This window comes from Paraburkholderia sediminicola (assembly GCF_046026675.1).
GTDB classification, from domain to species: domain Bacteria; phylum Pseudomonadota; class Gammaproteobacteria; order Burkholderiales; family Burkholderiaceae; genus Paraburkholderia; species Paraburkholderia sediminicola_F.
The window spans coordinates 3,786,899-3,801,623 of the sequence record NZ_JAQQEY010000001.1 but is presented as its reverse complement, the minus strand read 5'-3'; the positions used below and the strand labels follow the sequence as shown (position 1 = coordinate 3,801,623).

Annotated in this window: 13 protein-coding genes and 1 tRNA gene; 7 read left to right on the top strand and 7 right to left on the bottom strand. The window is 61.8% G+C overall.

Going from position 1 to position 14,725, the window contains the following annotated elements:
* Positions 1-109: 109 nt before the first annotated feature.
* Complete coding sequence (gene dgoD / locus PQQ86_RS16535; RefSeq protein ID WP_408268706.1) at positions 110-1,258, bottom strand: galactonate dehydratase; 1,149 nt, start codon at positions 1,256-1,258, stop codon at positions 110-112.
* Positions 1,259-1,389: 131 nt separating this feature from the next.
* Between dgoD and PQQ86_RS16530 the strand changes: the two genes are divergently transcribed.
* Complete coding sequence (locus tag PQQ86_RS16530) at positions 1,390-2,184, top strand: FadR/GntR family transcriptional regulator (RefSeq protein ID WP_408268703.1); 795 nt, start codon at positions 1,390-1,392, stop codon at positions 2,182-2,184.
* Positions 2,185-2,231: 47 nt separating this feature from the next.
* Here the strand turns inward: PQQ86_RS16530 and PQQ86_RS16525 are convergent, their stop codons facing one another.
* Positions 2,232-3,767 carry a DHA2 family efflux MFS transporter permease subunit gene (locus PQQ86_RS16525; protein WP_408268701.1) on the bottom strand — a complete coding sequence of 512 codons (1,536 nt, stop codon included), beginning with the start codon at positions 3,765-3,767 and terminating at the stop codon, positions 2,232-2,234.
* Between the two features lie 158 nt (positions 3,768-3,925).
* Between PQQ86_RS16525 and PQQ86_RS16520 the strand changes: the two genes are divergently transcribed.
* A complete protein-coding gene (locus PQQ86_RS16520; RefSeq protein ID WP_054034675.1) occupies positions 3,926-4,369 on the top strand; it encodes a MarR family winged helix-turn-helix transcriptional regulator in 444 nt (147 codons plus the stop codon).
* 128 nt (positions 4,370-4,497) lie between these two features.
* Here the strand turns inward: PQQ86_RS16520 and PQQ86_RS16515 are convergent, their stop codons facing one another.
* The 5 genes from PQQ86_RS16515 to PQQ86_RS16495 all read right to left on the bottom strand — a co-directional run bounded on the left by PQQ86_RS16515 (position 4,498) and on the right by PQQ86_RS16495 (position 9,300).
* A complete protein-coding gene (locus tag PQQ86_RS16515; RefSeq protein ID WP_408268698.1) occupies positions 4,498-4,827 on the bottom strand; it encodes a hypothetical protein in 330 nt (109 codons plus the stop codon).
* Between the two features lie 85 nt (positions 4,828-4,912).
* Positions 4,913-4,989 (bottom strand) — tRNA-Met (locus tag PQQ86_RS16510).
* Between the two features lie 86 nt (positions 4,990-5,075).
* Positions 5,076-6,734, bottom strand: coding sequence for an MFS transporter (locus PQQ86_RS16505; protein ID WP_408268697.1), 1,659 nt, complete (start codon positions 6,732-6,734; stop codon positions 5,076-5,078).
* A 230-nt stretch (positions 6,735-6,964) separates the two neighbouring features.
* Positions 6,965-8,503 carry a sensor histidine kinase gene (locus PQQ86_RS16500; RefSeq protein ID WP_408268694.1) on the bottom strand — a complete coding sequence of 513 codons (1,539 nt, stop codon included), beginning with the start codon at positions 8,501-8,503 and terminating at the stop codon, positions 6,965-6,967.
* Between the two features lie 11 nt (positions 8,504-8,514).
* Positions 8,515-9,300, bottom strand: a complete 786-nt coding sequence (locus PQQ86_RS16495) for a response regulator (RefSeq protein ID WP_408268691.1) — start codon at positions 9,298-9,300, stop codon at positions 8,515-8,517.
* A gap of 234 nt (positions 9,301-9,534) precedes the next feature.
* Between PQQ86_RS16495 and recA the strand changes: the two genes are divergently transcribed.
* The 5 genes from recA (at position 9,535) to sucD (ending at position 14,601) form a co-directional block, all read left to right on the top strand.
* Complete coding sequence (gene recA, locus PQQ86_RS16490; RefSeq protein WP_097390345.1) at positions 9,535-10,611, top strand: recombinase RecA; 1,077 nt, start codon at positions 9,535-9,537, stop codon at positions 10,609-10,611.
* Positions 10,612-10,618: 7 nt separating this feature from the next.
* On the top strand, positions 10,619-11,515 hold the full coding sequence (gene recX / locus PQQ86_RS16485; protein WP_408268688.1) for a recombination regulator RecX: 897 nt from the start codon (positions 10,619-10,621) through the stop codon (positions 11,513-11,515).
* A gap of 185 nt (positions 11,516-11,700) precedes the next feature.
* Entirely contained in the window at positions 11,701-12,450 is a 750-nt protein-coding gene (locus PQQ86_RS16480) for a DUF2889 domain-containing protein (protein ID WP_408268685.1), read from the top strand.
* Positions 12,447-13,616 carry an ADP-forming succinate--CoA ligase subunit beta gene (sucC, locus tag PQQ86_RS16475; RefSeq protein WP_408192558.1) on the top strand — a complete coding sequence of 390 codons (1,170 nt, stop codon included), beginning with the start codon at positions 12,447-12,449 and terminating at the stop codon, positions 13,614-13,616. Before PQQ86_RS16480 ends, sucC begins: the two co-directional genes overlap by 4 nt.
* A gap of 103 nt (positions 13,617-13,719) precedes the next feature.
* Entirely contained in the window at positions 13,720-14,601 is an 882-nt protein-coding gene (gene sucD / locus PQQ86_RS16470; protein WP_097390342.1) for a succinate--CoA ligase subunit alpha, read from the top strand.
* Positions 14,602-14,725: the final 124 nt, after the last annotated feature.

Below are 14,725 nucleotides of genomic sequence, written 5' to 3'. Positions count from 1 at the left end.
CGCCTACAACCAGGACGTCGGCCTTCAGACGAGTTTTGTTGACGGTGGCCGCGGGCCGTTTAAAACAGAACGCCGCCCGTGGGCGGCGCTGCATCAAGCAGTCACGTGCTTACCATTCCGCGACGCTGCCATCCTCATGGCGCCACACCGGATTGCGCCAGCGGTGGCCGACCTTCGCCATCTCGCGCACCTTCTCTTCGTTCACTTCGATACCGAGCCCCGGGCCTTGCGGAATCGACACGAAGCCGTCTTCGTATTTGAAGACTTCAGGATTCTTGATGTAGTCGAGCAGGTCGTTGCCCTGGTTGTAGTGAATGCCCAGGCTCTGTTCCTGAATGAACGCGTTGTAGCTCACCGCGTCGATCTGCAGGCAGGTGGCCAAAGCAATCGGACCGAGCGGGCAGTGCAGCGCGAGCGCGACGTCGTACGCCTCGGCCATCGAGGCGATCTTGCGGCACTCGGTGATGCCGCCCGCGTGCGACGCGTCCGGCTGGATGATGTCGACGTAGCCGCCAGACAGGATGTGCTTGAAGTCCCAGCGCGAATACAGACGTTCGCCCAAAGCGATCGGCGTGTTGGTCTGGTTGACGATGTCGCGCAAGGCTTCCGCGTTTTCCGACAACACTGGCTCTTCGATGAAGAGCAGCTTGTACGGGTCGAGTTCTTTGGCCAGCACCTTCGCCATCGGCTTATGCACGCGGCCGTGGAAATCCACGCCGATGCCGATGTTCGGCCCAACCGCTTCGCGCACGGCGGCGACGTTGTTAATGACGCCTTGCACCTTGTCGAAGGTGTCGATGATCTGCAACTCTTCGGAGCCGTTCATCTTCACAGCCTTGAAGCCGCGTTCGACCACGGCGCGCGCGTTGTTCGCGACGTCGCTCGGACGGTCGCCGCCGATCCACGAATACACCTTGATCCTGTCGCGCACCTGGCCGCCCAGCAGCGCATGAATCGGCACGCCATGATGCTTGCCCTTGATGTCCCACAGCGCCTGGTCGACGCCGGCGATCGCGCTCATTGTGATCGGGCCGCCGCGGTAGAAGCCTGAGCGATACATCACTTGCCAGTGGTCTTCGATCAGCAGCGGGTCTTTGCCGATCAGATAGTCGGCCAGTTCCTCGACGGCGGCCGCCACGGTATGCGCGCGGCCTTCGACCACCGGCTCGCCCCAGCCGACGATGCCCTCGTCCGTCTCGATCTTCAGGAAGCACCAACGCGGCGGGACGATGAAGGTTTCGAGTTTGGTGATTTTCATGGTGTGCGTCTCCTTGCGGCCTGGGTGCCTGCGTGTGCGGGCAATTTAGAGGATTCACATGCTACAACAAAAGTGCGATTAAGTACTATTAATAGTACTATTGGCCAAATAGTGGCCGGCTGTTGGTGAAGATGCTGGCTGGGACGGCGCCGAAGCCAGAGGTTGGCGGGTTGAGATACCGGATAATCGCTGTCGTTCCGGGCTCAGGTCCGATATCAATAGTGCCGAGAGGCCGCTGGGAGAAAGCTATTCAGCACGATCTGCATGGGCGCGTCGCCCATCTGCTGGCGACCGCGATTCTGCGCGGCGACTACGCGCCCGATTCGATCCTGCCGCGTGAGGCGGAGTTGATGGACACCTTCGGCGTGAGCCGGACGGTGTTGCGCGAGGCGCTGCGTACGCTGACGTCGAAAGGGCTGATCGAATCGCGGCCACGGGTGGGCACGCGGGTGCGGCCGAAACACGCGTGGAATCTGCTCGATGTCGACGTGCTCGACTGGTATTCGCGCGTCGCCGAACCGATGACCTTCGCGCTCAAGCTGCAGGAAATGCGCGAGATGATCGAGCCGTACGCAGCCGGTCTGGCGGCGGCCTCGCATACGGACGACACCTTCAATGCGCTCGCGGCAGCGCATGCGTCGATGGTCGGGGCGCGTAACGTCGATGAATGGGTGCGCGCCGATCTGCAATTTCATCTAAGCGTGCTGACGGCCTGCAGCAACGAATTGCTGATTCCGCTCGGCACGCTGATCGAGCGAACGCTCGAAGCGCAGCTACGCCTGAACGCGAAACGCGCAGACGTGTTCAACGCGTCGCTGGCCGAACACACGGCGGTGTTCGAAGCGATCCGCGATCGTGATGCAACTGCGGCGCGAGAGGCAATGGCGGGATTGCTGGGCGTGACGCGCGGAAGAATCGAAGCGTGAGCGTGACGCGAAAGCTCTGCCGCGCCCGCTTGACGCCACCATCGTGCTCAATCCATCGCCGCGTGCGCCACTGAGGCATCCGGCGCGTGGCGCGCTGGGCGGATCAACAGCAGCAGCGGAATGACCAGTAGCGTCGCCACGAACATCAGCTTGAAGTCGTTCAGATAGGCGATCATCGACGCCTGCTGCGTAATCGACGCATTCAGCGCCGCCAGGTCGTAATTCGAGCCGCTATTGAGCATCGGTTGGATTGCCGGATTGAACGGCGTGACATTCGCAGCGAGGTCGGCATGCGAGACCTGTGTGTTGCGGGTCATCAGCGTCTGCACGATCGAAATGCCGATACTGCTGCCGATGTTGCGCATCAGGCTATACGTCGCAGTACCGTCCGCGCGCAGTTCGGGCGTGAGCGTGGAGAAGGTCAGCGCGCTCAATGGCACGAACACGAGGCCGAGACCAAAGCCCTGAACCACGCCAGGCCAGACGATGTCCGACTCCGACAGCACGATCGTGTAATGCATCATCTGCCACAGTGCGAACGCGGAGATCAGGAAGCCGGCGAGCAGGAGAAGCCGCGCGTCGACCCGCTTCAATAACCGCCCGGCGAACAGCATCGCGACCATGGTTCCCGCGCCGCTCGGCGCCGTGACGAGGCCCGTGGTCGCGACAGGATAGTTCATCAGGTTTTGCAGCATCGGCGGCAGCAATGCGCGCGTCGCGTACATCACCGCGCCGATTACGAAGATGAAGAACGTGCCGGTGGCGAAGTTCGGGTCCTTCAATAACTCGTATTTGAAGAACGATTTCTTGCCGACCGTGGCCGTATGCACGAGGAAGAACGCGAAGCTGATCGCCGCGACCAGCGCCTCGATGACGATCTCATTCGAACCGAACCAGTCGAGTTGCTCGCCGCGGTCGAGCATCGCCTGCAGCGCGCCAATCGCGAGACCCAGGGTGGCAAAGCCGAACGCGTCGAACTTCGCGTCGTGCTTCGGTTCACGCGCGGGCAGGAAGCTCGCCACGCCGAACAACGCGAACGCGCCGATCGGCACGTTGATGAAAAACACCCAGCGCCAGTTGTAGCTATCGGTGAGCCAGCCGCCGAGCGTCGGCCCGAGAATCGGCCCGACCATTACGCCCATGCCCCACACCGCCATCGCCTGGCCCTGCTTTTCGCGTGGATTGATGTCGAGCAGGATCGACTGCGAAAGCGGCACCAGCGAGGCCCCGAAAATCCCCTGCAGCAAACGCGACGCGACGATCTGCGTCAGCGTTTCCGACAAGCCGCATAGCGCCGAGGCCACCGTGAAGCCGCCGATCGAAAAGATCAGCAGCCGCTTGACGCTCAGCCGATCGGACAGCCAGCCGGTCAGCGGCGTGGCGATCGCGGCCGCGACGATATACGAGGTCAGCACCCACGTGATCTCATCCTGCGACGCCGACAGCGTGCCTTGCATGTGCGGCAGTGCGACGTTGGCGATGGTGCTGTCGAGCGTCTGGATCAGCGTCGCGAGCATGATCGAGACGGTGATCATCGGCCGATTGAGCGGGGCGGCGCTCGTCGACGCGGAGTCGGTGGACATGGGGGAGTGGGACCTTCGATATAGTAAGCATGCTTATTATATTGGCTGCAAGTGCATCCGCCCACCAGGATTTATGCGGAGCCTGAATTGCAGCCCGCTGCGCCGGTTTTGCACCCATTCCGACGATGACAAACGAAACCCTTTCGTATAATCCGCGCATGACTACCCAACTCGAAGAGCGCTTCGGCTTTCTGATTTCCGACGTCGGCCGCCTGACAGGCAAGCGTTTCGACGATCTCGCGAAGTCGTCGGTCGATCTGACGCGCGCACAGTGCCGCGTGCTGGCCAATCTCGCCCACTACGGCGACGTCAATCAGGCGCGGCTCGCGGACCTGCTCGAAGTCGCGCCGATTTCGGCGGGGCGTCTGCTGGACCGGATGGAAGAGGGCGGATGGATCGAGCGCACGGCCAATCCGGAGGATCGCCGCGAACGCCAGGTGCGCATGACACCGAAGGCCGAGCGAACGCTCGGCAAGGCCCGCAAAGTGGGCGATGAAGTTGCGCTCGAAGCGCTGAACGGTTTTACCGACGAAGAAGCGAAGCAGCTCATCGCGCTGCTGCAACGGGTGCGCGGGAATCTCAGCCGACTGGTGGATCGGTGAGCGTGGGGCTTGCCCGTTTTTGTTAGAGCAGGACCGGGCTAAGACATTGCAAAGGAGCTAGCGCAAGCCAGCTCCTTTATTAGTTGCGAGCGTTAAAGCCGACGACTCGATTGTGCTAAGTCATCCGCCTATTTGGATTCGGGGGCGGCACCCGACGGCTGAACCAGTTCGAAGCACGCAGCCTTGGATTTTGCATCGGGCGACGACGGGTCGACACATTTGAAGGCGCTCTGATCGCGCTGAACGAAGATCGTATCGGTTGGGCCGGCGTTGCCGCTCGCGCTGTTCACTACGGCGACGATTTTGTAGCCGTCCTGCAGCAAGGTCGGGAGCGTGAGCGAGCTGGCGCGCCACTGACTGTCGGGCGGTGTTTGGGCGTTGGCGGAGAGCGGCGATGCGGCGGCGAGAAGCGTGCTGGATGCGGTGGCCACGGCAAGCGCGGCAGTGCGGAACGTCATCAAGAAACCTCCTTGAAGTTGCTGTTTGGGAGAGCCAAAACAAAAAAGCCGCTGACCTTGTGGATCAGCGGCTTCTTCTTGCAACTGGTGGCGAATCAGGGACTCGAACCCCGGACCTGCGGATTATGATTCCGTCGCTCTAACCAACTGAGCTAATTCGCCGAAAGAAGCGAGATTATGAGGATAGGGCCGGAGGCTGTCAACCCCTGGCCCGCAACTTTTTTAAGTTGCCCGAGCTGTCAGGCGTTTCAGTCCTTCGCGTAGATATCCGAGTCCTTGGTTTCCTTGACGAACAGCATGCCGATCACGAGCGTGATGAGCGCGACCACAATCGGATACCACAGCCCCGAGTAGATGTTGCCCTTGGCCGCCACGATCGCGAAGGCGGTCGCCGGCAGGAAGCCGCCGAACCAGCCATTGCCAATGTGATACGGCAGTGACATCGAGGTATAGCGGATACGCGTCGGGAACATCTCCACCAGCATCGCCGCAATCGGCCCGTAGACCATCGTCACGTAGATCATCATGATCGTCAGGATCACCACGCTCATCGGCCAGTTGATCTGCGACGGATCGGCCTTCGGCGGATAGCCGGCGGTCTTCAGCGTCGTCGCCAGGGTCTTGTCGAACGCCTTGCCCTGGTCCTTGGCGTCGGCGGCCTTGCCGTCATACGTGTTGATCACCGTATCGCCGACCTTGATCTCCGCCAGCGAACCCGCCGGCGCGGCGACGTTCTCGTAGTTCAAACCGGCTTTCGAGAGCGCGCTCTTGGCGATATCGCAGGAGCTCGTGAACTTCGCCGTGCCGACCGGATTGAACTGGAACGAGCACTCGTCCGGGTTCGCGATCACGACGATCGGTGCCTTTGCTGTAGCCGCCTCAAGCGCCGGGTTCGTGTAGTGAGTCAGCGCCTTGAACAGCGGGAAGTACGTGCAGGCAGCAATCAGCAGGCCGGCCATGATGATCGGCTTGCGGCCGATACGGTCCGACAGCGAGCCGAAGAACAGGAAGAACGGCGTGCCGATCAGGAGCGCGATCGCGATCAGGATGTTGGCCGTCGCGCCGTCGACCTTCAGCGTCTGCGTCAGGAAGAACAGCGTGTAGAACTGGCCCGTGTACCAGACCACGGCCTGGCCGGCGGTCAGGCCGATCAGCGCGAGGATCACGATCTTCAGATTCTTCCATTGACCGAATGCTTCGGTCAGCGGCGCCTTCGAGGTCTTGCCTTCGGCCTTGATGCGCTCGAACACCGGCGATTCATGCAGTTGCAGGCGAATCCACACCGACACGCCGAGCAGGATGATCGACGCGATGAACGGAATGCGCCAGCCCCAGGCGCCGAACGCGTCTTCGCCCATCGCCGTGCGCACGCCGAGAATCACCAGCAGCGACAGGAACAGGCCAAGCGTGGCGGTGGTCTGGATCCACGCGGTGTAGAAACCGCGGCGTCCCGGCGGCGCATGTTCTGCGACGTAGGTGGCCGCACCGCCGTATTCGCCGCCGAGTGCAAGTCCCTGCAGCATCCGCATCGCGATGAAGATCACCGGCGACACAATGCCGATCGACGCATAGCCGGGCAGGAAGCCGACGAGGAACGTCGACAGACCCATGATCACGATCGTGATGAGGAACGTGTATTTGCGCCCGACCATATCGCCGAGTCGTCCGAATACGATCGCGCCGAACGGCCGCACCGCGAAGCCCGCGGCGAAACTCAGGAGCGTAAAGATGAAAGCGGCAGTCGGATTGACGCCGGAGAAGAAGCTCTTGCTGATGAAGATGGCGAGTGAGCCGGCCAGATAGAAGTCGTACCACTCGAAAACCGTACCTAGCGACGATGCGAAGATCACCCGCTTCTCATCGTGCGTCATCGGCACGTGCGAGATTTGCCCGCCAACGGTAGCCATATGTCGTCTCCAATATTGATATGTGCACGCGGTCCGCCGGCAAAGGCGTTCCCGTGAAACCGATTATTGGAGTGGAAACTTACGGCGTACTGACGTGGAGGGATGGAATGGCAGTTTCAGATGTGTGAAGGGAAATTCCATCAAAACACGACAATTGACCACTAAGTCCTTTTAATTTTTGATAAACGTATCTCAATTTGGCGCCGGCTCAAGCGTGGATTTTTGCGCTCTTAGGGTAAGTCCCGTACCCGTTCAAGCACGTGCAAGCTGACACGCACGAGCGTTCCGGCAAGTCGTGGGGAAATTTGGTAGACGTTATCGTCGATGGCCATCTCCCCGCCGTGCATCGTCGTGATCTCGCGGACGATCGCGAGCCCAAGGCCGCTGCCGTCGCCTTCGCGGCCGAGAATCCGGTAAAAACGCTCGACCACCCGCGAGCGCTCGGCCACCGGAATGCCGAGCCCGGTGTCTTCCACTTCCAGATGCACGAGCCGCGCGGTCACGTCGTGCCGCACCCGCACGGTGATCCGCCCGCCAGCCGGCGTATAGCGGATCGCGTTGTCGATCAGATTCGACAGCATTTCCCGCAGCATGACCGGATTGCCATCGACTTCGACCGGCTCTTCGGGGGCTTCGTAGCCGAGGTCCATCTGCTTGGCGAGCGCAGCTTGCACCCAATCGCGCACAGCGCTGCGCGCCACCTCGGTCACCTCGACCGGCGTGAAAATCTGGCCCGACATCCGGTTCTCCGCGCGCGCCAGCGCCAGCAACTGGGTGACGAGGCGGGCCGCGTGCTCCGAACTGGTAGCGATCTGTTCGAGCGAGCGGTGGACTTCCGCGGAGGCGTCCTGGCGCAGCGCGAGTTCAGCCTGGGTGCGCAGACCGGCAAGCGGCGTTTTCATCTGATGCGCGGCGTCGGCGATAAAACGCTTCTGCAACTCCATGTTCTGTTCGAGGCGAGTCAGCAGATCGTTGAACGACGTCACCAGCGGCTCGATTTCCGGCGGCGCGCGGCGGGCTTCGAGCGGCGACAGATCGTCCGGGCGGCGCGCGCGAATATGCGCCTGCAGGGCGTGCAGCGGCGCGAGTCCACGCGACAGGCCGAACCACACCAGCAGGATCGCCAGCGGCAGGATTACGAACTGCGGCAGGATCACGCCTTTGATGATGTCGTTGGCAAGCTGGCTGCGTTTGTCGAGCGTCTCGCCGACCTGCACCAGCACCGGCTGGGCGCCGGGCGTTTGCGGAAATTCGACGGTCGTATAGGCGACGCGGATATCGTTGCCGCGCAGCACGTCGTCGCGGAATTCGACGAGACCCGGCGGCGGCCGGTCTTCCTCGTGCGGCAGCGGCATGTCGCGCTCGCCGCCCACCAGTTCGCCGCGCGTGCCGAGCACCTGATAGAACACACTGTCGACATTGTCGGCGCGCAGAAAGTCGCGGGTGGAGTCGGGCAGCGACAGCTCCGCCACGCCGTTGATCGGATGGATCTGGCGGGCGAGCACGTAGGCGTCGGTTTCGAGCGCGCGGTCGAACGGGCCGTTGGCGATCGACTTGGCGACCAGGTAGGTGACCGCGAGGCTCATCGGCCAAAGCAGCAGGAGCGGCGCCAGCATCCAGTCCAGAATCTCGCCGAACAGCGAGCGCGGGCGTGCTTCGGCGGCGGCTTCGGTCTCATCGGGCGGGGCGAACGGATTGGCGTAGCGCTCGTCGCGCACCTCGTCGAGGTCCGCCGCGTGCGCCGTGGCGCGATCTGCGCGTGCGGACATGGGGACCCTCTCTATTTGAAGTGATGGCTCGCGGGCATCGCGGCCGACGGGGGCGAGGAGGGCGGCTCGGATTCGGCGGGCGGGTTGGCGCTTGGGTTCACGTTCGCGTTCATGTTCACGTTTGGCGGCAGGGCGGCTTTCTCGAGGCAGTACCCGAGGCCCCGCACAGTAATGATGCGTACGCCGCTCGGCTCGATCTTCTTGCGCAGTCGGTGCACGTAGACTTCGATCGCGTTGTTGCTGACTTCTTCGCCCCATTCGCACAGATGGTCGACGAGCTGTTCCTTCGACACCAGCCGGCCGATCCGCTGCAGCAGCACTTCGAGCAAACCGAGTTCGCGCGCCGACAGATCGATCACCTGCTCGTTGACATAGGCAATCCGGCCAACCTGGTCGAACGACAGCGAACCGTGCCGCACCACTGTCGGGCCGCCGCCGGCGCCACGCCGGGTCAGGGCGCGCACGCGCGCCTCGAGTTCGTTCAGCGCAAAGGGCTTGGCCATGTAGTCGTCGGCGCCGAGATCGAGGCCTTTGACGCGTTCGTCGACGCTGTCTGCCGCCGTGAGAATCAGCACCGGCACGTTCGAGTTGCGGGCGCGCAGGCGGCGCAGCACCTCGAGCCCGGACATGCGCGGCAGGCCCAGATCGAGAATCAGCAGGTCGAAAGTTTGCATCGACAGGGCGGTGTCGGCCTCGACGCCGTTCTTCACATGATCGACGGCATAGGCCGATTGGCGGAGTGATCGAACCAGACCGTCCGCGAGTATGCTGTCGTCTTCGGCAATCAGAATTCGCATGGTGCGCAAGCTTGGCCTTGCCGGCACCGTAGGGTATCCCCCCCGGCGCACAGCGGTCTCCGAAAATTATTGTGGGTAGTTGGGCAGTGCGACGGTAAAAATGCGCGTTCGCATGAGAATCGCGCTTGCCAAAACTACTGTTTTTTTATACAGTGTCTGAGTTTCGTGTGCTGTCCTTCTAGAACGGGCCGCACATCTGCCTCAGACGCCGTTCATCATAGCAAAGGACGATTCATGGAAGAAAGCAAGAAAGGCTCGGCTGGACTGACTGCTGAAAAGGGCAAGGCACTCGCTGCCGCGCTCGCGCAGATCGAAAAGCAGTTCGGCAAAGGGTCGGTCATGCGGCTCGGCGCAGGTGAGGCGGTCGAAGACATCCAGGTGGTCTCAACCGGATCGCTCGGCCTTGACATCGCGCTGGGCGTCGGCGGTTTGCCGCGTGGCCGGGTGGTCGAAATTTATGGTCCGGAGTCGTCCGGTAAAACCACGCTGACGCTGCAGGTCGTCGCCGAAATGCAGAAGCTCGGCGGCACGGCAGCGTTTATCGACGCGGAACACGCGCTGGACATCCAGTACGCGCGCAAGCTCGGCGTGAACGTCAACGACCTGCTGGTTTCGCAGCCGGACACCGGCGAGCAGGCGCTCGAAATTGCCGATGCACTGGTGCGCTCGGGTTCGATCGACATGATCGTGATCGACTCGGTCGCGGCACTCGTGCCGAAGGCTGAAATCGAAGGCGAAATGGGCGACTCGCTGCCGGGTCTGCAAGCGCGTCTGATGTCGCAAGCGCTGCGCAAGCTCACCGGCACGATCAAGCGCACCAACTGCCTCGTGATCTTCATCAACCAGATCCGTATGAAGATCGGTGTGATGTTCGGCAACCCGGAAACCACCACGGGCGGTAACGCGCTGAAGTTCTATGCGTCGGTGCGTCTGGATATTCGCCGGATCGGCTCGATCAAGAAGAACGACGAAGTGATCGGTAACGAAACGCGCGTGAAGGTGGTGAAGAACAAGGTTGCGCCGCCGTTCCGCGAAGCGATTTTCGACATTCTGTATGGCGAGGGCATCTCCCGTCAGGGCGAAGTCATCGACCTCGGCGTGCAGGCCAAGATCGTCGACAAGGCCGGCGCCTGGTACAGCTACAACGGCGAACGTATTGGTCAGGGTAAGGACAACGCGCGCGAATTCCTGCGCGAAAATCCGGACATTGCCCGTGAGATCGAAAACCGTATCCGCGAATCGCTGGGCGTGAATGCCATGGCGGAAGTGGCGACCGGTGCGGCCGCTGAAGTCGCGGGCGAAGAAGAGTAACCAGCACGTGATACGCAAGGGCCGGCCGCCGTCCAACGCTGGACACAACGCGGACGGCCCGCGTGACGGTGGCGACGATTCGTTCGAGTCGTCGTCATCGTCCTCTTCGTCGACTTCCCGGTCCACCCGGTCGTTTGGGCGGTCGTCGGGAAAGTCGTCCAGCAGTTCGTTCAGTCGTTCATCCGGTTCATCGTTCGGCAAATCTTCTGGAAGCTCTTTCGGGCGTTCCACTTCACGTTCGCCGCGCGATCCTGCCGGCAACGCTGCCCCTGGGCGCTCATACGCATCAGATCCCGATTCCTTCGAATCATTCGACGCGCACGATCGCGCCGCAGGTCGTCAGCCGCCGTCTGATCCATCCGCGCAGGCTGCAGCGGACCCGTCCGAAACTACCTATACCCGCTCGCGTCGCACGCCTGACGAGGCGAAGCCGGAACAGAACGATGCAAAAAAATCCCAACGCCCGGCCCGTTCGCTAAAAGGACGTGCGCTCGGCTATTTGTCCCGGCGTGAATACAGCCGCTCCGAACTGGCGCGCAAGCTGAAGCCGTTCGTCGAGGAAACCGATTCGCTCGATACGTTGCTCGATTCGCTGGAAGCCGAAAACTGGCTGTCTGACTCGCGTTTTGCCGAAAGCCTGATCCATCGGCGCTCGTCGCGGTTGGGCGCGAGCCGGATCGTCGGCGAATTGAAGCAGCATGCGGTCGACCAAACGCTGGTCGAAGAAGCCAGTGCGCAACTGCGCGAAACCGAACTGGCGCGCGCTCAGGCCGTTTGGCGGAAGAAATTCGACCGACTTCCCGAAACTGCCGCCGAGCGGGCCAAGCAGGCGCGCTTTCTGGCATCGCGCGGTTTCTCGGGCGCTACGATCGGCAAAATTCTCAAAGGGTTCGACGAGGAATGAAGCGGCGGCTAGCTGCGCTATCCCGTTTGGCGCACCGCTTGTGCTGGATACCTGTGCGCTTCCCACTTTGAGATAGCGTCTGCCGCGCTCTCCGGCCTGCTGGGCGGCCCTGCGCATTCCGGCCTGTCTCAAATACCCAGTATGCTAAAATTCGTGGGTTTTCCAATCCGGCCTTTCCTTCCCGCATGCCGCTCTCCCCGCCAGTATCCCGTCAGTTGCGCCACCGTCGCGCAATCAGAGCGGAAGCCTATGAGCGAGCCGATGGCCTGTGGGATGTGGAAGCGTGCTTGACCGACGAAAAACCGCGCGATGTGGTGCTTGCGTCGGGCGTCCGGCCCAATGGTCAGCCGATCCATGAACTCTGGCTTCGCATCACCATCGATCGCAAGCTCAACGTCGTCGACGCCGAAGCGTCGTCCGACTGGGTGCCCTATCCAGGGTTGTGCCAGGCCAGCAATCCCGCCTACCGTGCCCTCATCGGGCTCAATCTGTTCAACAACTTCCGTCGCGATGCTGCCCGTTTGCTGGCCGGCACGGCTGGCTGCACGCATCTCACCGAGTTGTGCGCGCTCCTGCCGACCGCCGCAATCCAGGCGTTCGCCGGCGACGTGTGGAACACCAATGAAGACACGCCGGGCGCAGCGGCGAGTTCCGGGACCGAGCAGTCCAGAAGCAAAGACAGCACAGACGAGCATTCCAACAACAAACCGCCATTCCAGTTGGGACGCTGCCACGCGCTGCGTTTCGACGGCGAGGCGGTGCAACAGTTTTATCCGCGCTGGTATGGCCGCGCTCCGTATACAGCGGATCGCGCGGCATCGTCAGGCGACGGGGCAGCCCGCCAGACAGGTGAGGGCGGCAACGCGTCCGGCATGAACGACGGCAGCGGAAACGAAGTTCAATCCAACTCTCAGACTGAAGGGAATCACGCATGAAGATTCACGAGTACCAGGGTAAGGAAATCCTGCGGAAATTCGGCGTCGCGGTACCGCGCGGCAAGCCGGTCTTCTCGGTGGATGATGCGGTCAAGGCCGCGGAAGAGCTCGGCGGCCCGGTATGGGTCGTGAAGGCTCAGATCCACGCGGGTGGCCGTGGCAAGGGCGGTGGCGTGAAAGTCGCCAAGTCGCTGGAACAGGTTCGTGAATTCTCGAACCAGATCCTCGGCATGCAGCTCGTCACGCACCAGACCGGTCCGGAAGGCCAGAAGGTGAATCGTCTGCTGATCGAAGAAGGCGCTGACATCAAGAAGGAACTGTATGTCGGCCTGGTGATCGATCGCGTTTCGCAGAAGATCGTCGTGATGGCATCGAGCGAAGGCGGCATGGACGTCGAAGAAGTCGCGGAAAAGACGCCTGAGCTGATTCACAAGATCGCCGTCGACCCGTCGACCGGTCTGAAAGACGCTGAAGCCGACGAGCTCGCCACGAAGATCGGCGTGCCCGCCGCTTCGCTGCCGCAAGCACGCTCGATCCTGCAAGGCCTGTACAAGGCATTCTGGGAAACCGACGCATCGCTGGCCGAAATCAACCCGCTGATCCTGACCGGCGACGGCAAGGTCATCGCGTTGGACGCGAAATTCAACTTCGATTCGAACGCACTGTTCCGTCATCCGGAAATCGTCGCGTATCGCGATCTGGACGAAGAAGATCCGGCTGAAGTCGAAGCGTCGAAGTTCGACCTCGCCTACATCTCGCTCGACGGCAACATCGGCTGCCTCGTGAACGGCGCTGGCCTCGCAATGGCAACGATGGACACCATCAAGCTGTTCGGCGGCGAACCGGCGAACTTCCTGGACGTGGGCGGTGGCGCCACGACCGAGAAGGTCACGGAAGCGTTCAAGATCATGCTGAAGAACCCGAACCTGACCGCGATTCTGGTCAACATTTTCGGCGGCATCATGCGCTGCGACGTGATCGCGGAAGGCGTGATCGCTGCGTCGAAGGCCGTGTCGCTGAAGGTGCCGCTCGTGGTTCGCATGAAGGGCACGAACGAAGACCTGGGCAAGAAGATGCTCGCTGAATCCGGCCTGCCGATCATTGCGGCAGACAGCATGGAAGAAGCGGCTCAGAAGGTCGTCGCGGCCGCTTCGGGCAAGGCGTAAGCCTGCCGGGACGTTTACCAGGATTACGAATGGCGGCGCGTGGGCGGCGCGGGTGGAGAACATCCTGCCTAGCTCGCGGCGCCAGACGAACAGAGGTCAATACATGTCGATTCTGATTAATAAAGACACCAAGGTCATCACGCAGGGCATCACCGGCAAGACCGGTCAGTTCCATACGCGTGCTTGCCGTGAATACGCTAACGGCCGCGAAGCGTTCGTTGCGGGCGTGAACCCGAAGAAGGCCGGCGAAGATTTCGAGGGCATTCCTATCTACGCGAGCGTCGCTGAAGCCAAGGCTGAAACGGGCGCGACCGTGTCGGTGATTTACGTTCCGCCGGCAGGCGCTGCTGCTGCGATCTGGGAAGCGGTCGAAGCCGATCTGGATCTGGCGATCTGTATCACGGAAGGCATTCCCGTGCGCGACATGATCGAGCTCAAGGCTCGCATGCGTGCCGAGAACCGCAAGACGCTGCTGCTCGGACCGAACTGCCCGGGCACGATCACGCCGGACGAACTGAAGATCGGCATCATGCCGGGTCACATCCACCGCAAGGGCCGCATCGGCGTCGTGTCGCGTTCGGGCACGCTGACGTATGAAGCAGTCGGTCAATTGACGGCGATCGGCCTCGGCCAATCGTCGGCAGTCGGTATCGGCGGTGACCCGATCAACGGTCTGAAGCACATCGACGTGATGAAGATGTTCAACGACGATCCGGAAACGGACGCCGTCATCATGATCGGCGAGATCGGTGGTCCGGACGAAGCGAATGCTGCTGAGTGGATCAAGGACAACATGAAGAAGCCGGTGGTTGGCTTTATCGCCGGTGTCACGGCGCCTCCGGGCAAGCGCATGGGCCATGCCGGCGCGCTGATCTCGGGCGGTGCGGATACGGCTGAAGCCAAGCTGGAAATCATGGAAGCCTGCGGCATCACCGTGACGAAGAACCCGTCGGAAATGGCGCGTCTTCTGAAGGCGATGCTGTAAAAACAAAATTCGCGCACAGTCACGGCGCGTTTTTGATACGCTTACGAAACCCTTTCGTGAGCGGGCAGTCCTAAAAAGCGGGGGAGTCTAGACTCCTCCGCTTTTTTATTGCCTGCGCGTCCGA